Annotated in this window: 18 protein-coding genes; 1 reads left to right on the forward strand and 17 read right to left on the reverse strand. The window is 69.3% G+C overall.

What is annotated here, in order from left to right; all coding sequences use genetic code 11:
• Positions 1–5: 5 nt before the first annotated feature.
• The 5 genes from tsaE to glmS are packed head-to-tail and all read right to left on the reverse strand — an operon-like array spanning position 6 to position 5,892.
• Positions 6–467: a tRNA (adenosine(37)-N6)-threonylcarbamoyltransferase complex ATPase subunit type 1 TsaE gene (gene tsaE, locus QSK35_RS13005; RefSeq protein ID WP_285745653.1), complete on the reverse strand. Its 462-nt coding sequence runs from the start codon at positions 465–467 to the stop codon at positions 6–8.
• On the reverse strand, positions 464–1,552 hold the full coding sequence (locus QSK35_RS13010) for an alpha/beta fold hydrolase (RefSeq protein ID WP_285745655.1): 1,089 nt from the start codon (positions 1,550–1,552) through the stop codon (positions 464–466). The genes tsaE and QSK35_RS13010 overlap by 4 nt, the downstream gene beginning before the upstream one ends.
• Positions 1,549–2,634, reverse strand: coding sequence for an alanine racemase (alr, locus tag QSK35_RS13015; protein ID WP_285745657.1), 1,086 nt, complete (start codon positions 2,632–2,634; stop codon positions 1,549–1,551). Before alr ends, QSK35_RS13010 begins: the two co-directional genes overlap by 4 nt.
• Before the next feature lie 15 nt (positions 2,635–2,649).
• The gene (locus QSK35_RS13020) at positions 2,650–4,032 is read right to left on the reverse strand and encodes an NAD(P)H-hydrate dehydratase (protein ID WP_285745659.1); all 1,383 of its coding nucleotides are present in this window, start codon (positions 4,030–4,032) and stop codon (positions 2,650–2,652) included.
• Positions 4,033–5,892 carry a glutamine--fructose-6-phosphate transaminase (isomerizing) gene (gene glmS / locus QSK35_RS13025; RefSeq protein WP_285745661.1) on the reverse strand — a complete coding sequence of 620 codons (1,860 nt, stop codon included), beginning with the start codon at positions 5,890–5,892 and terminating at the stop codon, positions 4,033–4,035.
• A 133-nt stretch (positions 5,893–6,025) separates the two neighbouring features.
• Between glmS and QSK35_RS13030 the strand changes: the two genes are divergently transcribed.
• The gene (locus QSK35_RS13030; protein WP_285745662.1) at positions 6,026–6,877 is read left to right on the forward strand and encodes a poly(ethylene terephthalate) hydrolase family protein; all 852 of its coding nucleotides are present in this window, start codon (positions 6,026–6,028) and stop codon (positions 6,875–6,877) included.
• Here QSK35_RS13030 and QSK35_RS13035 read toward each other — a convergent pair.
• The 12 genes from QSK35_RS13035 to QSK35_RS13090 form a co-directional block, all read right to left on the reverse strand.
• Entirely contained in the window at positions 6,859–7,281 is a 423-nt protein-coding gene (locus QSK35_RS13035; protein ID WP_285745664.1) for a hypothetical protein, read from the reverse strand. The genes QSK35_RS13030 and QSK35_RS13035 overlap by 19 nt on opposite strands.
• On the reverse strand, positions 7,281–10,013 hold the full coding sequence (locus QSK35_RS13040) for a hypothetical protein (protein WP_285745666.1): 2,733 nt from the start codon (positions 10,011–10,013) through the stop codon (positions 7,281–7,283). Before QSK35_RS13040 ends, QSK35_RS13035 begins: the two co-directional genes overlap by 1 nt.
• A 3-nt stretch (positions 10,014–10,016) precedes the next feature.
• Complete coding sequence (locus tag QSK35_RS13045; RefSeq protein WP_285745668.1) at positions 10,017–10,313, reverse strand: hypothetical protein; 297 nt, start codon at positions 10,311–10,313, stop codon at positions 10,017–10,019.
• A 120-nt stretch (positions 10,314–10,433) separates the two neighbouring features.
• Positions 10,434–10,646, reverse strand: a complete 213-nt coding sequence (locus QSK35_RS13050) for a hypothetical protein (protein WP_285745670.1) — start codon at positions 10,644–10,646, stop codon at positions 10,434–10,436.
• Between the two features lie 13 nt (positions 10,647–10,659).
• Positions 10,660–11,994 (reverse strand): phosphoglucosamine mutase, encoded by a 1,335-nt coding sequence (gene glmM, locus QSK35_RS13055; protein ID WP_285745672.1) that lies wholly within the window; start codon positions 11,992–11,994, stop codon positions 10,660–10,662.
• Between the two features lie 112 nt (positions 11,995–12,106).
• Positions 12,107–12,634, reverse strand: a complete 528-nt coding sequence (gene rpsI / locus QSK35_RS13060) for a 30S ribosomal protein S9 (RefSeq protein WP_285745673.1) — start codon at positions 12,632–12,634, stop codon at positions 12,107–12,109.
• 26 nt (positions 12,635–12,660) lie between these two features.
• A complete protein-coding gene (gene rplM, locus QSK35_RS13065) occupies positions 12,661–13,104 on the reverse strand; it encodes a 50S ribosomal protein L13 (RefSeq protein WP_285745674.1) in 444 nt (147 codons plus the stop codon).
• A gap of 228 nt (positions 13,105–13,332) precedes the next feature.
• A complete protein-coding gene (locus tag QSK35_RS13070; RefSeq protein WP_285745675.1) occupies positions 13,333–13,623 on the reverse strand; it encodes a WXG100 family type VII secretion target in 291 nt (96 codons plus the stop codon).
• A 60-nt stretch (positions 13,624–13,683) separates the two neighbouring features.
• A complete protein-coding gene (locus QSK35_RS13075) occupies positions 13,684–13,995 on the reverse strand; it encodes a WXG100 family type VII secretion target (RefSeq protein ID WP_285745677.1) in 312 nt (103 codons plus the stop codon).
• A gap of 555 nt (positions 13,996–14,550) precedes the next feature.
• Entirely contained in the window at positions 14,551–16,260 is a 1,710-nt protein-coding gene (locus tag QSK35_RS13080) for a type VII secretion-associated protein (protein WP_285745679.1), read from the reverse strand.
• 49 nt (positions 16,261–16,309) lie between these two features.
• Positions 16,310–19,480, reverse strand: coding sequence for an AfsR/SARP family transcriptional regulator (locus QSK35_RS13085; RefSeq protein ID WP_285745680.1), 3,171 nt, complete (start codon positions 19,478–19,480; stop codon positions 16,310–16,312).
• 565 nt (positions 19,481–20,045) lie between these two features.
• A complete protein-coding gene (locus QSK35_RS13090) occupies positions 20,046–22,880 on the reverse strand; it encodes an AfsR/SARP family transcriptional regulator (RefSeq protein WP_285745682.1) in 2,835 nt (944 codons plus the stop codon).
• Positions 22,881–22,882: the final 2 nt, after the last annotated feature.

Consider the following 22,882-nt stretch of genomic DNA (forward strand, 5'->3'; position numbering starts at 1 on the left):
GATCATCACACGGGCAGGTCACGCAGGCGCCACTCGCCGTGCGGGATCAGCTGAGCTGTGCGAACGTCGTCGGCTTGGCGCTCCAGCCGAATCAGCAAATGATCTTCCGACAGGCGTTCCGCCACGCCCTCGCCCCACTCGACGGCCACGACGGCGTCCACCAGATCCGTATCCAGGTCGAGGTCGTCCAACTCGTCCAGGTGACCCCCGAGCCGGTACGCGTCGACGTGCACCAGCGGGATGCCCCGCCCCTCGGCCGCGGGCCCGTGCACGCGCGCGATCACGAACGTCGGGGAGCTGACCCGACCCTCGACACCGAGCCCGGCGGCGAGGCCGCGCACCAGGGCCGTCTTGCCCGCGCCGAGCGGCCCGGCGAGCAGCACCAGGTCACCTGCGCGCACCAGTCCGCCGAGCTTGCGGCCGAACTCCTCCGTGTCCTCCACCAGGGGGAGCTCCACGGTCTTCACGCTCGTCGCCACCACTTCTTCCGGCTCTCTCCGCGATCGCGGGCGCACCGTTCGATCAGCCCGACCAGGTGGTCGGTGACCAGGTCCGCCTGTTCCATCATCACCATGTGCCCGGCGCCGGGCACGCGCACCAGCTCACCGTGCGGCATCTCCTCCGCCATGCGCTCGGCGTGCGAGAACGGCGTCAGCTTGTCCGCGTCGCCGCTGATCACCAGCACCTCGCAGTGCCGCAGACCAGCCAGCGCCTTGTAGCGGTTGTGCGTGCCCAGTGTCTCCAAGAACTCGGTCAGCACCTTCACCGAGGTCTTGTTGATCATCTGTTCCATCAGGTCGACGAGCGCGGGCGACACCTTCCGGTCACCGAACGCAAGGCGGCGGATTCCAGCCCACGTAAGGCTTTTCGCCTTGCCACGCGCCCATTCCACGACGCCCGGCTGGATGCCCGCGAGCCGGCCGATGCCGAGCGTCACGGGGTTGTACCGCGACAGCACGGACTTCGGCAGCCCGGCGCCGCCGACCGCGCCCGCGGCCGTGCCGACGAGCGCGACGCCGCGCACGCGTTTCTCGAAGAGCTCGGGCTGCTGCTCGGCCAGCGCCATGATCGTCATGCCGCCCATGGAGTGCCCGACGAGCACGAGCGGCCCGGTCGGCACGACCGCGCGGATCACCGCGTCCAGGTCGTGCGCGAGCTGCTCGATCGTGCTGGCCTCCATCGAGGAGCGACCGGACCGGCCGTGGCTGCGCTGGTCGTAGAGGACCTGGTGCACGCGCGGGTCGTCGAGGTGTGCGAAGTCCCGTCGCTGGAAGTGCCAGCAACGCCGGTCGAGGGCGAACCCGTGCACGAGCACCACGGTCAGATCCGGCTCGCCGCCGTCGGCGGGGTCGACCTCCTCGACGGAGATCGGCACGCCGTCGTCCGCGGCCACCGTGGACTCCCGGTCCGGCCGCAGCTGACCTAACTCCTCGACGGTCGTGAGCGCCCGCCGTTCGTGCTGCACCTTGGCCGTCTGCGCGACCGCCGCGCCCGCGACCGCCGCACCGAGCACGCCGGACGCCCAGCCGACGGCCTTCCACACCGGCTTCACGTGTAGGTCCTCCGCACCCTCGGCCGGTACATGCCGGTGACGATCTCGTAGTCGATCGTGCCAGTCAGATCTGCCCATTCCCTCGCGGTCGGCTCCCCCTTCGTCCCCGGTCCGAAGAGGATGACCTCCGCCCCCTCCCGAATCTCGTCGTCCCCGCAGTCCACGACGATCTGGTCCATGCAGACACGTCCGACCACCGGGCGGCGCTTGCCGCCGAGGAGCACCTCCATCCGCCCCGAGAGTGCCCGCGGCACACCGTCCGCATACCCGGCGGGTACGAGGGCGAGGGTCGTGTCGTTCGGTGCCGTCCATGTCATTCCGTAGGAGACGGACTCGCCCGCCGGGATACGTTTCGTGAGGGCCACCTGGCTGCGGAACGTCATGACGGGCCGCAGGTCGATGTCGGTGGGCACCGGGTTCAGCCCGTAGATCGCGATCCCCGGCCGCACGAGGTCGAAGTGCAGGTCGGGCCGCGTGATCAGCGCCGCCGAGTTCGCGATGTGCCGCATGGGCTTGAGCCCCTGCTCGATCGCCACGTGGTACGCGTCGTCGAACCGCTTGGCCTGCAGGTCGATCGACGGATGCCCGATCTCGTCCGCGCACGCCAGGTGCGACCAGACCGCCACCACGTCGTGCCGCTTGGCCGCTTCGACGAGCGCGGGCCAGTCCTTGGGCTGACAGCCGTTGCGGCTCAGCCCGGTGTCGATCTTGAGGTGCAGGCGCGGGCGGCTGTCCGTCAACGCGGCCGCCTCCTCGATCACGCGCAGCTCGTTCAGCGACGACACCGACACGTCGACGTCCGCCGCGATGGCTGCGGCGATGTCCTCGTCGGGTGTGCTGAGCCACGCCAGCACCGGCGCGTTGATGCCCGCCTCGCGCAGCTTGATGGCCTCGGCGGCCGAACAGGCCCCCAGCCAGGTGGCGCCCGCTTCGAGCGCGGCTTTCGCGACGGGCACGGCCCCATGCCCATAGGCGTCGGCCTTGACGATGGCCATCGTCGCGGCGCGCGGCGCCATGCCGGCGAGCAACGCGACGTTGTGCCGCAGCGCGCCGAGGTCAATGACAGCTTCTGAACGGGCCATAACCCGCTCATGGTGTCACAGGCCTCGGACAGTCCTGATGGCGTCTGAGATGCACGTCATCAGGGCCGAGGCGGGGGCGGGGGCGCCGCGCGCCGCCAGTTCCGCCGCCAGCACGTGCACGTGGGCCGCGTATCCCGCCGCCAGCCACGGATCCACCCCCGCGGCCAGCAGCGCCCCGATGATCCCGGACAGCACGTCCCCGGACCCGGCCGTCGCGGCCCAGCTCGACGAGGCGGGATTCACCAGCACCCGGCCATCGGGAGCCGCGACCACGGTCCGATGTCCTTTTAGGAGCACGACGGCGTTGAACCGCTCCGCCGCCTTCCGCGCCGCCCCGACCCGGTCCACGCCGACCGGTCCACAGAGCCGTTCGAACTCCCGATCATGCGGTGTGAGCACCAGCGGCGTGCCGGGATCACGCGCGTCCCACAACGAAGAGTCCTGCGCCAGCAACGTGATCGCGTCCGCGTCGGCGATCACCGGCACCCCCGCGTCGAGCACGAACCGCACCACGTCGGCAGACGCATGCGTGGTGCCGAGTCCGGGGCCGACCACCCACGACTGGACGCGGCCGGCGTCGCCGATGGAGCCCGTGCAGATCGTCTCGGGCCACCGCGCCCGGATCGCGTCGGCGGCGGGGCCCGTGTACCGGACCATGCCGGACGTGGCGAGCACCGCGGCGCCCGTCGCCAGCACGGCCGCACCCGGATAGACAGCGCTGCCGGCGGCGACACCCGTGACGCCCTGCGTGTACTTGTCGTCGGCAGGACCCGGTACCGGCCAAGCGACATCGGACCGGTCCAGCACCACGAAGTCCGGATCGGACGGTCGCAGTCCGATGTCGACGAGCCGGACGTCGCCACACGAAGCCAGCGCGTGCACCGGTTTCAGGCAGCCGAACGTGACCGTGGTGTGCGCCCGCACGAAAGGCCCGTCGACCGCACCGGTGTCCGGGTCGATGCCGCTCGGCAGGTCCACGGACAGGATCGGGGCCGTCACCGAGGAAACCAGCGCAGCCGCCGCGGGCCGCAGAGGCCCGCGTGCCGACAGGCCGACGATGCCGTCGATCACCAGATCGGGCGAGCCGACGGACGACGTCACCCGGCCACCGGCGCGGCGGAACGCCGCCAGCCCTTCGGCGTGAGCCTTGTCGGGGTTCAGCAGCACCGCGGAAACGGCGACGCCCCGCCGGCGCAGGAAGTACCCGGCCCACAGGGCGTCACCACCGTTGTTGCCCGCGCCGACGAGCAGCGTCACGCGGCGCTTGCCGCGCAAGAGCGAAAGAGCCGTCGTGGCCACACCGAACGCCGCGCGCCGCATCAGCGAGCCCGGCGGCACGACCGCCATGAGCTCTTCTTCAGCCGCCTTGACGCGTTCGGTGTTCCAGACGCCTCGCACTCACTCGACGGTAACGGACTTCGCCAGGTTGCGGGGCTTGTCGACGTCGTAGCCACGGCTGCGCGCGATCTCGGCGGCGAGCACCTGCAGCGGCACGGTCGAGATGAGCGGCTGCAGCAGGGTCGGCACCGCGGGCACCTCGATGAGGTGGTCGGCGAACGGACGGACCGTCTCGTCGCCCTCCTCGGCGATCACGATGGTGCGCGCGCCACGGGCCTGGATCTCGCTGATGTTCGACACCAGCTTGGAGTGCAGCACCGCGCGGCCCTTCGGCGACGGCATCACGACGACGACCGGGAGGCCCTCCTCGATCAGCGCGATCGGGCCGTGCTTGAGCTCACCGGCCGCGAAGCCCTCGGCGTGCATGTACGCGAGCTCCTTGAGCTTGAGCGCACCCTCCAGCGCCACCGGGTAACCCACGTGGCGGCCCAGGAACAGCACGGCCTTCGAGTCCGCCAGCGAACGGCCCAGCTCGCGCACCTGCGCGACCGTACCGAGCACGCGCTGCACGGCGTCCGGCATGGCCTCCAGCTCGTGGAACTCGCGGGCGACCTCGTCCGGGTACTTCGTGCCGCGCGCCTGCGCCAGGGCCAGGCCGACGAGGTAGTTCGCCGCGATCTGGGCGAGGAACGCCTTCGTCGACGCGACACCGATCTCCGGGCCGGCGTGCGTGTAGAGCACCGCGTCCGACTCACGCGGGATCTGCGCGCCGTTGGTGTTGCACACCGCGAGCACACGGGCCTTCTGCGACCGCGCGTGGCGCACGGCCTCGAGGGTGTCCGCGGTCTCACCGGACTGCGAGACGGCGACGACGAGCGTGTCGCGGTCGAGCACCGGGTCGCGGTAGCGGAACTCGGAGGCCAGCTCCACCTCGACCGGCAGGCGCGTCCAGTGCTCGATCGCGTACTTGGCGACGAGACCCGAGTGGTAGGCCGAACCACAGGCGACGACGAAGACCTTGTCCACGTCGCGCAGGTCCTGGTCGGACAGGCGCTGCTCGTCGAGGACGATCCGGCCGTTCGAGAAGTGGCCGCGCAGCGTGTTCGCCAGCGCGTCCGGCTGCTCCTCGATCTCCTTGAGCATGAAGTACTCGTGGCCGCCCTTCTCGGCGGCACTGAGGTCCCAGTTGACCGTGAACGGCTTGGCCTGCGCGGGCTCGCCGTGGAAGTCCGTGACCTCGTAGGACTCGCGGGTGATCACGACCATCTGGTCCTGGCCGAGCTCGACGGCCTCGCGGGTGTGCGCGATGAACGCCGACACGTCGCTGGCGACGAAGTGCTCGCCCTCGCCGACGCCCACGACGAGCGGGCTGTTGCGGCGGGCGGCGACGACCTGCTCCGGCTCGTCGGCGTGCGTGACGACGATCGTGAAGGCGCCCTCCAACCGGCGGGCGATCTTGCGCACGCTGGCAGGCAGGTCACCCTTCGTGTCACCGTCGCCGTAGGCCTCGGCGACCAGGTGCGCGACCGTCTCGGTGTCGGTGTCGGACGTCATCTCGACGCCCTTCTTCTCGAGCTCCGCACGCAGCACGGCGAAGTTCTCGATGATGCCGTTGTGCACCACGGCGACCCGTCCGGTCGTGTCGCGGTGCGGGTGCGAGTTCTTGTCGATCGGGGCGCCGTGGGTCGCCCAGCGCGTGTGGCCCATGCCGAGGGTGCCGCTGAAGTTGTCCCGCCCGACCTCGTCGAGCAGGGCCTCCAGGTTCGCCAGCCGCCCGGCCTTCCGCTCGACGGCCAGCTCGCCGTCGGCGACGACCGCCACGCCCGCCGAGTCGTACCCCCGGTACTCGAGGCGCCTCAGCCCGTCGAGGACGACGTCGAGCGCCGACCGGTGTCCCACGTATCCCACGATTCCGCACACGGGAGACAGAGTAGCTAGACCATCCCGCGAAACCGAAAGCACGGCTTGATCGTGTTTGCCCAGGTCAATGCGCGTTTTGGTGTAGACCAATCGGGAGTGTGGCGAGGCTCGCAGCATCGACTACGGTTCAGTCATGGCTCGCCGTGTGCTCGCACTGACCGCTCGTGAGGCTTTCCACCAGCTCAGCAGGCCCGGAGTCCACGAGGTGCTGCGCGGCGACCTCGCCCTGATCGGCCTGCCCGGTGTGGTCTTCACCCCGCGCGCGGGTCTGGGCCTGCCCGCGGTCGCGTTCGGACACGCGTGGCTCCAGCCCGTCCACCGCTACCACGGCCTGCTGCGGCACCTGGCGTCGTGGGGCATCGTCGCGGCCGCCCCCGCCACGCAGGGCGGCCCGCTGCTCTCGGCCCGGCTGCTGGCCCCCAACCTGGGCGCCACGCTGGACGTTTGCACCGGCGTGCGGCTGGGTGACGGCGAGATCAGCGTCGATCCCGAGCGGCTCGCGCTGGCGGGTCACGGCATGGGTGGCGGCGCCGCCGTGCTGGCCGCCGCAGACTCGGAGCGTGCGCGCGCCGTTGTGACTTTGGCCGCATCGGAGACGCATCCGTCCGCAGTGGACGCCGCCCGCCGGACCTCGGTGCCCGGTCTGCACCTCGCCGCCGGCAAGGACCGCATCGCGCCGCCCGTCGCGCACGCCGAGGCGATCGCGCAGGCGTGGGCGGGTCCCGTGCAGCAGCGGCTGCTGGACAAGGCCTCGCACCTCGGGTTCGCCGAGGGCAGGCACTGGAGCGAACTGCTGCTGGACGGCCGGGGAGAACGCGCCGCGCAGACGCTGGCGAAGGCGTTCACCACCGCGTTCCTGCTGCGCCACCTGACGGGTGAGCGCACCTACGACGCGTTGCTGGACAACGACATCAAGCATGCCGCGCTGGCGTACCAGCGCGGCCCGCTCAGGATTCGCCGGTCAGCTCAGGAAAGCCAGGTCTGACCGCTCAGGTCGTCATCGTCGTCGTCCCGGGGCGCGGGCCGGCGCGGTGCCGGCCGGGAGACCGGTGGTGCCACCGGCGGAGCGACAGGAGGCGGAGGCGGCGGGGTCGCCCGCACCGGCTCGTCTTCCTCCTCCATTCCGAAGGACATCTCGCCCGCAGACCGGTCCCGGTGCTCCCACTGCGGCTTACGAGGCTCCGCGCCCTTCTTCCCGAGCTCCTCAGCCTCTGCGGCCAGCTCGGCCTTGGCGGTGGCGAAGCGCTCCTCGCGCTCCTTCGCATCGGCCGCGAGCCGGGCCTGATCGGCCTTCAACGTCTCGGAGACCTCGGTGTTGGCCCGGCGCGTGGCGACGGTGTTCTCGTCGAACATCGCCTGCACGCGCGGGTCGGTCTCGATGATCGCCATCAGCGGCCTCCACTGTCGTCACCGAGCACACCCTGGACCCGGCTCAGTGCGCTGTCGTCGTCGAACAGGGAACCCGTGGTGCGCCACTGGCTCGCGCCGCGCTCCGTGTCGCCGCCGCCCTGGCCACCGCCGTGGGCGCCACCACCGGCACCGCCCATCATGCCGCCGCCCATCATCGCGCCGCCGCCCATGCCGCCCGCCATGCCTGGGCCGCCGGACTGCTGGCCGTGCGCACCGTCCTGCATGGACGGCAGGGACGCGTTGCCCGCCTGACCGGCTTCGGACGTGTTGGTGCCGAACTGGCTGCCGCTGTCCGCCTTGTTGGCCTCCGGGCTGCTCCACGCGCTGTCCCCGCCGACCGACGAGGAGTTCCCGCCGAGCGAGCCGCCGATCACCGAGTCGCCGCCGGCCGAGTGGCCGCTGCCCAGCGACACGCCGGAAGTCGCGGTGGAGTCGTGCGCGGTCGAGAGAACCGGACCGTCGGTCGCGGCGATCTTCGGCTCACCGAAGCTCGGCATGATGCCGTTGTCCTCGATGTAGCCGCGGCCCGCCTGCTCGAACACGCGCTCGCCGACGTTCCCCATGTCGCCGGGCTGGCTCCACGGGTTCTCCGCCTGCGCGGGCATCGTGGTGAACTCCGGCCGCTCTTCGAAGGCCGGCATCGTGGTGACCTCGTCCGGCCTGACCTCCGGCATCGGCTCCGGGAACGCGTTGTCCGGCAGACCCGTGTCCGGCTGCAACGGCGGCAGGTCGCCACCGGACGGCTTGGTGCCGTCGTCCTGGCCGGCCGCCGCCGGGTTCTCGTCCTCGCCGAACTCGACGCCGATCTGGTCCGGCGACCCGTCGCCGTTGTCGATGGTCAGGTCGATCTCGCCGGTCTTCGGGTCGACCTCGGCGGTGAAGTTGACGCCGTCCTGCTCGATGTGGATCTTGCCGTCGGCGCCGACCTCGACCGGGATCGGGTTGCCGGGGCTGCCGGGCGCGCCGCCACCGCCTGGGGCGGGAGTGTTCCCGCTGGGCGCGGTCGGCGAGTTCGGCGCCGGGGCACCCGGAGCCTGCGAGCTCTGGACGCTCTGCGCCAGGTTGCCGATCGCCTGCGTGCCGTTCTGACCCATCAACGCCTTGGCGGCCTCGGGGTTCTTGCTGAAGTCGAGGTCGTAGGTCTTCGGCTCGCCCTTGGGCGTGTCGATGGTCATCTTCATGTGCCCGTTGGAGTCGGGCTCCGTGAGCTTGATGGTGTTGTCGCCGCTCTTGACCGTGACGGTCTCGAGCTCCTTCTCCGGCTTCGGCTGGTCCGGCTTGCCGTCACCGTCGAGGTCGTCGGGCTTACCGTCGCCATCGGTGTCACCGGGTACGTCCGGCTTGCCGTCGCCGTCCTTGTCGAGCGGGTTCTCCGGCTTCGGGATCTCGGGCGTGCCACCGCCGCCACCGCCACCGGACGGGCCGCCGCCACCACCACCGCCACCGCCCGTGCCGGGACCGTCGGGCTGGGGCTTCTTGACCTTGTCCTTGCCGCCCTGCTCGCCCTGGAACGGGGGCGGGTCGCCGACCTGGCCGAACGGCTTGTCCTTGATCTGGCCGTCGAGCGCGGCGAACATCGTGTCGTAGTCGGCCTTCACGCCGTCCTGCACGGCCTTGCAGTAGCCGTCGAACGCCTGCTTCTTGGAGTCGAACTCCTGGCAGAGGGCCTGCAGCTTCTGCTTGGCCTCGTCCATCAGGTGCTGGCGGACCTTCTTGGCGTGGTTGGCCCACCCCATGAACGACCCGATCAGGCCGCCGATCGGACCGCCGAGCACGATGCCGATGGCCTCGCCCTTGAGAACGTCCCAGATACCGGAGAAGAAGTCCCCGAAGCTGAAGTCGCCCTCGTTGATGTTGCCCTGGGCGATGCGGATCTGCTTCTCGGCCTCCTCGACCGTCAGCCCACCGCACTTCTCGTTGTACTGGTCGTGGACGTGCTGGGCGAACTCCTTGACCTTCTTCTGGGCCGCGCCCGCGAAAGCCGTGAGGGTGCCTGGCGCCTTGCCCGTGTCCGCGATGAAGCCGCTCGCCACGCCGTTGAACTTGTCGTGGTACGCGCGGGCCGCGTTGGCCGCGTCACCTTCCCAGGAACCGAGCTGACCCCACGCGCGGGTCATCTCGTTCTCGTGGTTGTCGAGCGTCTCGGTCGCCTTGTGGATCTTGTCGGCGTCCTCGCGGAACTTGCCGAAGTCGATCTCGCGGACCTCGTCGTAGTTCTTGTAGATGTAGCCCTTGAGGTCCGGCGCCTGGCCGTTGTGCCCGCAGACCGGCGCGGCCTTCTGGTAGACCGGGATGAACTTCTCGAAGAAGCGCAGGCCGGGCGCGCCCGCGTCGAGCAGCTCGTCGGAGGTCTTGAAGTCGCCGGTCTCGTTCAGGACCTTCTGCGTGCTGCCGAGCTCCCGCTCCTCGCCCGCCTTCTTGACGAGCTTGTCGGCGTCCTCGCCCTCCATGGTCCAGGCGCCGTGCTTGGCCTCCTTGCCCATGACGTAGGCCTCGCTGAGGCCACCCGTCACCGGCGCGAGCCCGATGCCGGCCGCATGACTCCAGAAGCCGGGGTCGTCCGGCACCTCGACGCCGTTCGCCTTCGCGTAGCGGTTGACGTCCTCTTCGCTGCCGCCCGCGCCGGCGAGCGCGCGGACGAGCTGCTTCTTGGTATCGGGGGTGACGTTGGGGTCGTCGAGCAGCTTCTTGATCTCGTTCTGGTCGGCCACGGCTTATCCCTTGAACTGTGCCGAGGTGTTGGCCTCGTTCTGCTCGTACGACTTCGCGACGTCCTTGAGACGGGTGGCGATGTTGTTCGCCTCTTTGCCGTATGTCTCGACGCTCGCCTGCAGCCGGTCGAAGTAGGACTTGTACTTGCCCTCGGTGCCGTGGAAGTGCCGTCCGACCTGCCCGGCTCCCACGCCGGGGGTCAAGGACGTCTTCAACGTGATGATGTCCGCGCCGTGTGACTCGTACTGTCCGGCGACCTTCGTCAGATCGCCGGCGGCTACGCCGAAACCAGCAGCCATTCCTCGCCTCCCCTAGTCCCCGATGTGACGCAATACGGCCGTATCGGGTTCCGCCAAAGAGTGCCACTTCCGCCCGCCGGGCGGCCTGGGCTTCGGCAGGTCGGTTGCCTTAGTGAACGATCACCACTGCGATGGGGGCTGCTGTCCAGGATGCCCCTGCTGCGGCGGGTACGCCTGCTGTTGCGGATATGGCTGTTGCTGCGGGTAGCCGTACTGCTGGGGCGGGTACGGATACCCGCTGCGCCTCTTCTTGCTCGCGGTCACGGCGATGATCGCCACGACCGCACCGCCGAACAGCAGGACCAGCAACAACAGCAACGTCAACGCGGCCATGACTCCCCGATCTTCAGTGAACCGAGGAAACCACACCCGCCAGGCGCTGCGCAGCGGACTCCGCCTGTTCGTGGCTCGTCGCCTCGACCATCACGCGCACCAGCTGCTCGGTGCCCGACGGGCGCAGCAGCACGCGACCGGTGTCGCCGAGCTCGGCCTCGACGGCGGCGACGGCCTCGCTGACCGACTGCGCCTTGGCGACCGCGGCCTTGTCGGTGACCTTGACGTTGATCAGCACCTGCGGCAGGCGGCGCATGACCCCGGCCAGCTCGGCGAGCGACTTGCCGGTCTCCGCCATGCGCGCCATCAGGCGCAACGCGGTGAGCAGGCCGTCGCCCGTGGTGGCGTGAGCGGGCAGCACGACGTGGCCGGACTGCTCGCCGCCGAGCGAGTAACCGCCCGCCTTGAGGTCCTGCAGCACGTAGCGGTCGCCGACCGCGGTGGTGCGCAGCTTGATGCCGGCTTCCTTCATCGCGATGTGCAGGCCGAGGTTGCTCATCACGGTGGCGACGAGGGTGTCCTCGTACAGCTCGCCCGAGTCGCGCATCGCGATCGCGAGGACCGCCATGATCTGGTCGCCGTCGATCTCGTTGCCGTCGGCGTCCACGGCAAGGCAGCGGTCGGCGTCGCCGTCGTGCGCGATGCCCAGGTCCGCTTTGTGCTCGCGCACCGCGGCCTTGATCACGTCGAGGTGGGTCGAGCCGCAGCCGTCGTTGATGTTCAGGCCGTCCGGGTTCGCGTTGATCGCAATCACTTCGGCACCCGCGCGGCGGTAGGCGTCCGGCGCGGCGACGGAGGCGGCACCGTTGGCGCAGTCGACGACGACCTTGAGGCCGTCGAGGCGGTGCGGCGTCACCTTGAGCAGGTGCTCGACGTACTGGGTCTCGGCGTCGGTGATCTCGCGCACACGGCCGATGCTCGCGCCGGTCGGGCGCTCGAAGCCGCTCTCCATCTTCTGCTCGATCTCGTCCTCGATCTCGTCCGGCAGCTTGTGGCCACCGGCGGCGAAGAGCTTGACCCCGTTGTCCGGCATGGGGTTGTGCGATGCGGAGATCATCACGCCGAAGTCGGCGTTCAGCGCGGCGATGAGGTACGCGACAGCGGGCGTCGGCAGTGCACCCACGCGCAGCACGTCGGCGCCGGCACTCGTCAGACCAGCGGTGACCGCCGCGTCCAGCATCTCGCTGCTCGCCCGCGGGTCACGGCCGACGACCGCGACGGGGCGGTGTGTGCGGTCGTGCTCGGCGAGCACCCTTGCCGCTGCGGCGGCGACGGACAGAGCGAGTTCCGGGGTGAGGTCTCCGTTCGCGAGACCGCGCACACCGTCGGTGCCGAACAGGCGGGCCATTGATCCTCCGAAGTGGACAGCCGTGGGGAGGGGGAGAAAAGACTGCGGGAGCAGCAGTTCGGTGAAGAACTGGCTGCTCCCGCAGGTGTGACTTGGCTTCCCGGGATACGGGTCAGCGCTTGGAGTACTGAGGCGCCTTGCGGGCCTTCTTCAGACCGTACTTCTTGCGCTCCTTGACCCGCGGGTCGCGAGTGAGGAAGCCGGCCTTCTTCAGCGCCGGGCGGTCCTCGGAGTCAACGGCGATCAGCGCACGCGCGATGGCGAGACGCAGCGCACCGGCCTGGCCGGTGATGCCGCCGCCACGCAGGTTCGCGATTACGTCGAAGGTCTCGGGCTTCTCGGTGGTGACGAGCGGCTCCTTGATGAGCTGCTGGTGCACCTTGTTCGGGAAGTACGCCTCGAGGCTCTTGCCGTTCAGCGTGAACTTGCCGGTGCCCGGCACGAGGCGCACGCGGACGACGGCTTCCTTGCGGCGGCCGACGGTCTGCGCCAGGTGAGCGGCACCGTTCAGGGAAGGACGGACCACGGCGGGAGCCTCGACCTCGACCTCGGCAACGGCCTCGTCAGCCGCAACCTCGGCCTCGGGAGCCTCGACGACCTCGGCCTCGACCTCAGGGGTCTCGTTCTCAGGGGTGGTCACAGGAACTTCCTCGGTGTACTCGTCGCTCACTGGGCGATCTTCTTGATCTCGAACGCCTGCGGCTGCTGCGCGGCGTGCGGGTGGTTCGGGCCGCTGTAGACCTTCAGCTTCGAGCCGATCACGCGGCCGAGGCGGTTCTTGGGCAGCATGCCCTTGACGGCCTTCTCGACCAGGCGGTCGGCACGCGTGTCCAGCACCTCGCCGAAGGACTGCTTGCGCAGACCACCGGGGAAGCCGGAGTGGCGGTACACGAACTCCTGGTCGCGCTTGCTACCAGTCAGCAGGACCTTGTCCGCGTTGACGATGATGACGAAGTCACCGGTGTCAACGTGCGGAGCGTAGGTCGGCTTGTGCTTGCCGCGCAGCAGCGTCGCGGCCTGGGTGGCGAGCCGGCCGAGCACCACGTCCTGGGCGTCGATCACGTGCCAGGTGCGGGTCACCTCACCGGGCTTCGGGCTGTACGTGCGCACGGGTCTACCTCGTCGTCACTTGCGTCTGGGGTCATCATGGCGGCTTGCCCCAGACCTGGTGACGGACCGGAACAGCGCGGCGCACACGGGCGCCAGCTACCGCACAACAACGTAAGAAGATACCGGTTGGGTCATCGGCGGGTCAAAACGGCCCCCCTCAGACACACGCGAGCCCCGGACCACGTGGTTCCGGGGCTCGCGAAAGTCGTGCTATGCCGACGGGGTGGATCAGCCCCAGCGGCCCTCGTTCTGACGCTCGGCCTGCTGGTAGGCCTCGCCCGCCTGGCCCACGGCCATACCGATCGACGCGAGAACCTGCTGCAGGTCGTCCGCCGCCTGGTCCCACTTCTGCTGCGCCGCCTGGTACGCGTCGGCGCTGGCACCGGTGTAGTTGGCAAGGACCTTGGCGACCCGGCCCCGGATGTCGCCCAGCTGCTGCTCGATCGTGCTGGCCGCGCTGTTGATGTCACTGGAGGCGCTGGCGAGCGCGCCGAACCCGACCTTGATTTCACCGCTCATTGGTTTTCTCCCCTTATGTCAGAAGTCTGTATGCCGAAAGAACTGGATCGGGTCGCAGAATCAGCCGAGGCGGCCCAGGATCGTGTTCATCGACTGGCCGTGCTCCTCTTCCTGCTGCTTCATCGTCGACGAGGTGCCGGAGATGCCGTCGGCGATCGTGAGGAGCGCCTCCTGCAGCTTCGCGGCGTCGGTGTTGAAGCGCTCCATCAGCGTGGCGAACGCCGTGGCCGCGGAGCCGGCCCACGCGCTGGCAAGCGTGTCCACCGTGCCGCGCACATTGTTCAGGACGCCCTGGGTCTCGTCGTTCACGTTGCGAATGTCGGTGCAGAGCTGGTCCAGCTCTTCCGGAGTCGCGTTAAAGCCATCAGCCATTGGGAGAGTCCCCCTTCAATCGTGCGTCAGGTCGTACCCGCTTGGTTCGTACGCCTCTTCCGACGAGGACACTCCCACATCGGTTCCGTCCTGTCGCGACTTCGTTCCAAGTAGTTGCTCTAGTAAACGGCGACGGGTGACGAGAACACTCAGTAGAGGATTCGCGACTGCGAAAAGTCCTCGTCATCGTCACTCACACGGGGAAGCTGACCACTCGGACCGGCGACCGCGGTCGAACCGAGAGTGGCCGGTTCCTCGATCGGTTCCGAAACCACCGCCGGTGGCTTTAGCAAATCGGCCGCCTCCGGAAGCCGTTCGACGGGCAGACCCCGATCGGCGCGGAACCCGGTGGCCGTATCCCGCAGGTCCGATGGCGTCGCAGTGTGCTGGCCGGCGCCAACTTGCCTGCTCTTGGCCCGTTCGGCGAGTTCTCGGGTGCGCTGACGGAGTGCCCCGTTGCAGGCCCCGGCCTCGTCGGCGGCCCGGCCGGCCCTGGTCACGGCCGCGCCCACAGAAGCGCGGAACTCGGCGATTGCATCAGAGGCGGACATCGCTTTACCCGGTCACCTTCATTGTGCGGACTATTTGCTCACAGGCGAAACGTACGCGCTCCTTGCCCGACTCACCTGCCTGGCAACCCACACTGACCTGTGCCGTTCCCTGAAGCAACACGTACCAGTCGACGGTCGCGGAGCCGACGCGTTCGCGGAAGTACACGACATCCTTACCCACGAATGTCGACTTGTCGTCGAAATCCGAAACCTGGTCGCTCTTGTCGTACCCCTCTTTGAGTTCGCGAACGGCCCGTGCCCGATCATTCGAACTGTTGTACGTCAACTTTTGCTCTTGCACAGCAATGCGGTCGGTATCGGAATCTCGCTTGACCGGTTGCAAAAGCACCCGGCGGGTGGGCACCTCACCGCCGGTCTGCTCCCAGTCCTCCGGCATGCGGAAGCTGTAGTCGTACTGCGAGATCGGCTTCCCCTTGTCCCGCGTGAGGAAATACGCGGCAGCCCCGCTGCCCGCCAGCACGACCACGAGTCCGATGATCAGGTACAGCGGTGTGCGGGTCTTGGTCCGTACCGGCGGTGGCGGTACCTGCGGGAAGTGCGCGACCGGCGGAGCCGTGATCCGCTTGGTGATCTTCCGGGTGGTGTCCGAGCTGGGCGGTGGCTGCGGCGGCAAGGACCCGGTTCGCATCGGATCGAGACTGACCGCCCGCAACGCACCACGCGCGACGACCGTCTCCGGCTGGTCGATGCTCGTCGGCAGCACGCCCACCTGTTCGTGCACCAGGCGAGCCACCAGCGGGATTCGGCTGGAGCCGCCGACGAGGAACACGCCGGCCAGCTGCCGGGGATCGATTCCGGCGTCCCGCACGGATGCTGTGACGAGCGCCACGGCCCGGTTCAGCGGCGCGGTGATCAGCTTCTCGAGGTCGGTCCGCGTCACGTGCGCGTCCGGGAACGGCGGCGGCATCGGCACATCGGTGTACGAGTGCCGTGACAACGTTTCTTTGGCGCCCCGCACGTCCTGTCGCAGCACCCGGCGTTTCCGGCGATCGGCCATCTCGCGGCCCTCGACGAGCTGCCGCCATCCCTCAGCGTCCTGCGTGGACACCATCGCGCCGACGTGCTGCAGCAACGCCTGGTCGATGTCGGCTCCACCGAAGCTCGGGTCGCCCTTCGCCGCGAGCACGCGGAACCGCGGGCCCTGCCGTGCGACGACACTCGCGTCGACCGTGCCGCCACCGAGGTCCAGCACCGCGAGGGTCGCGCCGTCACCGAGCGCGTGACTCGCCGAGTGGAACACCGCCGCGGCTACCGGTTCGGGCACGAGCACGATCTCGCGGCCGAGCCCCTGCGCAGCCTGGAGCAGGACGCGGGTGCGTACCGTGCCCCAATCCGCGGGGTGGGTCAGTACAAGAACATCGACGGGCATACCGCCGGCCACACGCCGCGCCTCGCCGACCGCGCGAGTCAAGACCGCCCGGACAACGTCGATCACCGGGAGCACAGTGCTGCCGAGGAGCAGCTCACCCTCGTCGATCCGGCGCTTCGGGTGCGGCTCGTACCGCGCGGGATCGACCGCGGCCTGCCGTTCGGCCTCCTGCCCGACGAACAGCGTGCCGTCGGCGGCGGCGAAGACGGCCGACGGCACCAGCGGCTGGCCGTCGAAGACCACGACCTGCGGTTCGCGGCCGTGCACGGAGATCGCGACACAGGTGCTCGACGTGCCGAAGTCGACCGCGACGTGCAGGCTCATGCACCTTCCCCTCGTTCAAGGCAGCACATGCATACCCCATCCGCCCCCGTCACGTGGGTCGATCGGGCTCACGCACCGCCACCCCACACGCGGCGAACAACTCGGCGGCCTGCTTCTCGCACTCGTGCGCGAGCTCTGGATCACCAGCAGCACGTCTGACCTCGGCGAGAACCACCAGGGACATCGCCTCGCGGTACCGCTGCCCGGTGCGCTGGTGCGTTTCGACCGCATCCAGCGCACATCGCAATGCTTCGTCGATGGAGCCATCGGCGAGGTGAAGTTGCGCGCGCTCGGTCAACTCCTGACCTTCGCGGAGACGCTGGCCGTCCCGCTCGATCAGCACCCGCGCCTCAGCCAAGCACCGACGCGCGTTGTGGAGATCTCCCAGGTTCCGATGTGCCCGAGCGAGTTGCAACATTGCTCGCACCTGACCTCGCGCGTACGCCTGCTCACTGCTCAGCTCGAGGTCGATCAAGCTTCGGTCGAGCGCATCCTGGTACTCCCCCGTCGCGCTCGCGATCTCGGCCAGCATGTCCCAGCAGACGCATTCCTCCACCCGCCCCAACGTCGCCTGTGCCTCTACCAACGCGTCCAACGCGGCGTCATACGCCTCGTCCAGTTGACCACGATGCAGCTTCACCCAGATCAAGTTCGACACGGCGGTCGGATCCAGGCGGGCACTCCCCATTCGGTGCTGGATGTCGGCGTACAGCTCGTAGTGGCGCACGGCGGCGTCGAAATCACCCAGCTCCAGGTGGACGGCTGAAAGGCTCATGTGGTCGAAGGACTCCGCCTCGAGGAAGCCGCCGCTGTTGTGCAACGCGGTCGCCTCCTTGAGCTTGGCCAACGCGTCGCGCAATTCCCCCGAGTCCCAGGCGAGGGTTGCCAGGTTGTGCAGCACCTTCGCGCGGCCGACAACCGAGCCGATCTCCTCGTTGACGGCCAACGCCTTGTGGAAGTACGCAAGCGCGAGGTCAAGTGCGCCTCGCACCTGGACGATGGCTGCGAGGTTGTTCAGCGTCTGCGCCTCCCACCGCCGGTCCTCAACAGCAGCGCACAGTTCGAGGACCTTCGTTGCCGCGCTCTCGGCCTCTGCGTAGTCCCCCCGCCAGTAGTGGTAGACGCACATCGAGTTCCACGCGGCCACGAGTGCGGCGGGATCGCCCCACGCCTCGGCAGCGCGCATCCGCACCTCGCACAACGACGACCAGCGAATGTTGTCGCGAATATGGAAGTAGAACGGGTGCAGCAGGCTGCCCAGCTGGCTCGCGAAGCGGTGGCCGCCGTCGTTGGCGGCAGCCGTGACCGCGGAGACCAGGTTGACGTGCTCGGCGTGCAGCCAGGAGAACGCCTCACCCGGCTCGCGTGGCACGCGGCCGGGCAATAGTGCGGGACCAGGTGTCACCGGTAGGCGTAGCTGATCGGCATAGAGAATCCGGACCGCATCATCGGTCATGCGCAGGTACCAGTCGCACAGCCTGTCGATCGCGGCGTCGCGCTCCTCCTCGGAGTCCTCCTGTGTGCATGTGTCGTTGGCGTAGATCCGCAGCAGGTCGTGCAGCGCGAACCGCGTGTCAGCGACCCGTTCGACGAGGTGCGCACCAACCAGAAGATCGAGAACTTCCTGGGTGCGGTCGGCAGGCAGTCCGGAAAGGACTGCCGCGTCGAAAGCGGTGAAGTCCGCGCCCGGCGACAGACCCACTCGCCGGAAGACGAGCTGGCAGTCCTCGGCGAGCACGGTGTAGCTCTGGGCGAACACGACCGCCACCGCTGCCTCGGGATCTCCCGGCACTGCGAGCTCCGACAGCCGATCACCCGTGCTCAGTGCGGCCACCTTGTCCGCGATGGCGGTGCCGGGACGCATCGCGAGATCCGCGACTGCGATCCGCAGCGCGAGCGGCAGTCCGGCGCAGAGACGGACAAGCTCCCGTGCGGCGTCCCGCTCCGCCGCCACCCGCTCGTGACCGAGGATGCGGACCAGGATGCCGACAGCGTCGTCCGGCCCCAACGTCGTCAACGGCACCAGCTGCGCGTCGTTCAGCACGAGGAGACCGCGCAGGTCGCCACGGCTCGTCACCAGCAGCCGCGACTCCGATGAACTGGGCACCAGCGGTCGGACCTGTTCTGGCCCCGCCGCGTTGTCCAGCACCAGCAGGACGGCCCGCTCGGCGATCAGCGAGCGGTACATCGCGATCTGCTCGTCAAGTTGCATGGGTACATCGGCTGCGCCGACACCGAGTCCATGCAGGACTCTGGCCAGCACCTCGGTCGCCGTCAGCGCCTGCCTGGGATCCTGGCCGCGGAGATTGACGAAGATCTGGCCGTCAGGGAAGCGGTCGCGGATGCGATGGGCCCAGTGCACCGCCAGTGCGGTCTTGCCGACCCCACCGGATCCCGAGATCACGACCACCTGCGCGGGACTCTCATCGAGACAGCGCAAGTCGTCGTCACGACCGACAAACGTCGCGATCGCGGGAGGCAGCTGCCGGGGAACCGTGCTCGCGGCAGAGGGAACGTGTCTTTCAGCGGCGAGCAGCGACTCATCGGCGGTGAGGATCCGCTGGTGCAGTTCGCGCAACCCCGGTCCGGGGTCCACTCCCAACTCATCGGCGAGGTGATCACTGATCCGCCGGTATGCGGCCAACGCGTCGGCCTGCTGGCCGGACCGGTAAAGCGCGAGCATCAGCTGGCGCCAGAAACCCTCGCGCAGCGGGTGTTCCTTCGTCAGGGCACGCAGTTCGGGCACGAGCTCACCTGCGAGACCACGCTCCAGATCGGCGTCGACACGGTTGCCCAGCGCCACCAGTCGCTCTTCCAGCAACGGTGGCACGTCGTCGCGGTGCAGCAACTCCGACGACACGTTGCCCAGTGGAGGGCCAGCCCACAACGCCACGTCGCCCGATTCGCGGAACCTCAGCAAATCGAGCTGGTCGGACGTGACCTCCGCAAGGTAGCCACCGGTCACGGTGCGGACGCAGTTCGCCTCGCCCAGAGCCTGACGCAGCCGGGTCACGACCATCTGCAACGTGGTCTTGGCGCGGTCAGGGTTCGGTGGCGAGCCGTCCCACAAGCGGTCGATCAGTTCGTCGACCGACACCAACCGGTTCGCCCGCAACAACAACGTCGCCAGCACGACACGGGCCTGTCCTGCGGGAACGGGCACCGAGCGGCCGTCGAGGCGGACCTCGAGTGGTCCTAATACCCGGAACTCGGCGCGCACCGACACCCCCAAGAGACGCTGATCGAGGAGTTTAGAGGCATGTCATTGCGGTGTGAGCGGTCTGTGAGCGGCGTCCGGCAGGGTACGAGTTGCCGGCGAGAACGGATGACGATCTGGGGGGACGTCAACCGGTCTCGGTCCACTGCGGTCTCTCCCTCTTGGCCGCGGCGGAACCGGCGATCTGGGGGTACCGCACGCCGCTGGGCCCGCAGCTGGACGCTGCGGGCCCAGCGGCGCGTCACCGTGAGGGCGTCGCGGTGCGGCGAGGTTGAGTCCATTGGCCAGTTCCGTGGTAGCCGACGACTGTCACCAGACCTCATGTGGTCAGGGCATTCGGCAGTACCGAACTCCCAAACAGTCGCAGGCCCAAGAGTCAGCCGGAATTGTGAGCGGTTTGTGAGCAGCGTCCGGCAGAGTGGTCCTTGCCGGTGAGAGAGCGGTACGGACCAAGGGGGGAACCGCCGTCGATCTCAACGCCACCGCGGCCTCTCCCTCTTGGTCACGGCGGCAAACCGGTCACCCCAGCCGTTGGGCCCGCAGCTGGAGACTGCGGGCCCAATGGCGGTCAACTCGCGGCGGCGCGCACGGCGCGTAGGCGGTCCTCATGCTCAACCGCACCAACGTAGGCATACATCTCCAAGGCCTCGTCGACCAACCGCACGGCATCGTCATGTCGCCCGGCCGCGAGGTAGGCCTCGGCCTTGGTGGCCGCGGCGTTGACCATGCCGATGCCCTCGTTCATCTGCTCGAAGATCTGCATCGCCCGGTCGACGATCGCGATCGCCGAGGCGCCGTCCCCGCATGCGGTCGCAACCCGTGCGCTCATCAGCGAGACGTAGGCGTAGCCGCGCAGATCGTCCGTGCCCTCGTTGAGCTCCAGCGCCCGAACAGAGGCGGAGCGCGCACGGTCGAGGTCCTGGGCGGCCAGGGCGTGCAACGCGATGCGATACAACACCTGCATCTCGGCGGCGGGATCGATCCGCTCGGCCAGCTCGAGCGCCTCCTCGAACAGCGGGACGGCCTCGGCGTACCGATCGCTGTCCGCGAGCATCGAAGCGAGTTCCCGCAGCGTGGACAGGTAGACCTTCTCGTTGCCGCTCGCCCGCGCGGCCCGCACCGCCCGTTCCGCGATTCCAACCGCCGGCTTGCCGGTGTGGATTCGGGTGAAGTGCGCTTGGGCGGCGAGCACTTCGGCGAGTTGGGCCAGGTCGCCCAAGGCGGCCAGTTCGTCGGCGCACTCGCCGAAAGCCCGCACGAGCTCGTCGTCGACGCCGAGCCTGCTCAGCTGGAACAGCCTCGCGAACTCGAAGTTGCACGACAGCGGCAGGTCGCCCGCGTCCCGTGCGGCATCCCTGAGCAGGGTGAACGTGTCCATCACGCGGTCGTGCGGATAGAACACGTCGAGGTGCCGCAACGCGCGCTCGGCGATGCCCGCGGCGAGGTGGGTCCAGCCCTCCTTCAGGCAGAACCTGATGGCACGGTCGATCTGCAGCTGCTCGGCGAGCAGCCAGGCCGGGCCGTCCGCGGTGAGCCGCTCGACCTCGCTCGCGGGCAGGACCTCGGTGAGGTTCACCGGAACCGGGTCCACCTCGTCGATCACCACGCGCAGGCGGGACCATGCGGCGTCGGTCAGGGCACACAACGCCTCCCCGTACCGGCGGCGGGCGGCGTTCAGCTCCGCGGGCTCCTCGGTGGACATCAGCTCGGCCGCGTAGACGGCGAGCAGGTCGTGCAAGCGGTACCGGGGTTCGCCGGTCGCGTCCGTACCCACCTCGTCCAGGAGGTTGGCCTCGACGAGCTCCTCGACCAGCCGGTCACCGTCCGGCACACCGGTCAGCGCCGCGACCACCCAGCTCGCGACGTCGGCCGCGCCGAGCAGGCCGAGCCTGCGGAAAGCGGTTGCCGCGTTGGGTGTGAGAGCCTCGTAACTCGGGCCGAAGGTGGCCCTGACCTCCATGTCGCCGGTGGTCAGCTCGTCGAGCCTGCGACGCTCGTCGGCCAACCGTGAAGCCAGCGCGGACAGCGGCAGCGACGACCGGGCGGTCAGCCGGGCGCCGACCACGCGCAGCGCGAGCGGCAGGCCGCCGCACAACTCGACGATGGCCGCCGCGGCATCGCGTTCGCGGGCGATGCGCTCCGCACCGACGATCCGGTCGAGCAGCTCGAGCGCCTCGTCCTGGTCGAACGGTGGCAGCCGCACACCGTACGAGCCGGCCCGCCCACCGAGCTGACGCCTGCTGCTGATCAGCACCGCGCTGCGGGAGGTACCCGGCAGCAGTGGCTCGACCTGGTCGAACCCGGCCGCGTCGTCCAGCACGACCAGGACCGCCCGGTCGGCCATCCGGGCGCGGAACGCCGCAGCCCTGGCCTGCAGACCGTCCGGCAGCGCGGACACGCTCTCACCGAGCGCCGTGAGCAGCTCTCCGAGCACCTCGGCGGGATCACGGGGTGCTCGGCCGGCGCCGTCCAGGCGGACGAACAGCTGGCCGTCGGGGAACGCGTCCCGCAACCGGTGCGCGGCGCGGACGGTGAAGGCGCTCTTGCCCGCACCGGGCGCCCCGGTCACGGCCACGATCGGCACCGTCTCCGACGCCGCCGTGAGCCGGTCTCGCACCAGACCGAAGACCTTCTCCCGGCCGACGAAGTCGCCCGTGTCGGGAGGCAGCTGACACAGCACCTTCCAGCCGGACGGCGCCGGGACGTCCCCGGCCAGCAACGCCTGGTGCAGGTCACGCAGCTCGAGCGACGGGTCGATGCCGAGCTCGGCCGCCAGCAGGGAGCCGACCTCCCGGTACGCGGCCAGGGCTTCGGCCTGCTGGCCCGAGCGGTGCAGCGCGAGCATCAGCTGACGCCAGAAGCGTTCGCGGAACGGGTGTTCCTGGGTGAGCGTGCGCAGCTCCGCCACCAGTTCGCCGGACAGGCCTCGGTCGAGGTCGGCGTCGATCCGCTGCTCCAGGGCGACGAGGCGTTCTTCGAGCAACGGGGCCACGTCGTCGCGGTGCAGGGCGTCCGAGGGGACGTTCGCCAGCGGCGGGCCGCTCCACAGGGCGAGCGCGTCGGCGTACCGCTGGCGGGCGACGAGTGAGCGGAACCACGTCAGGTCGAGCTGGTCGACCGCGACCTCCGCCACATAGCCGCCGGTCGACGTTCGTACGCAGTTCGCGTCACCCAGGGCCTGACGCAGGCGCGTCACGACCATCTGGAGGGTCGTCTTCGCCCGGTCCGGAGTGGGCGGATCTCCGTCCCACAGGCGGTCGATCAGCTCGTCGACGGACACGAAACGGTTGGGGCGCAACAGCAACGTGGCCAGCAGCACTCGGGCGTGACCGGCCGGGACGGTCACCTCACGACCGTCCACACGGACCTCGAGCGGTCCCAGGATCCGGTACTGGAGTCTCACCG

The sequence above is a fragment of the Lentzea sp. NBRC 105346 genome (assembly GCF_030269605.1).
GTDB lineage: Bacteria > Actinomycetota > Actinomycetes > Mycobacteriales > Pseudonocardiaceae > Lentzea.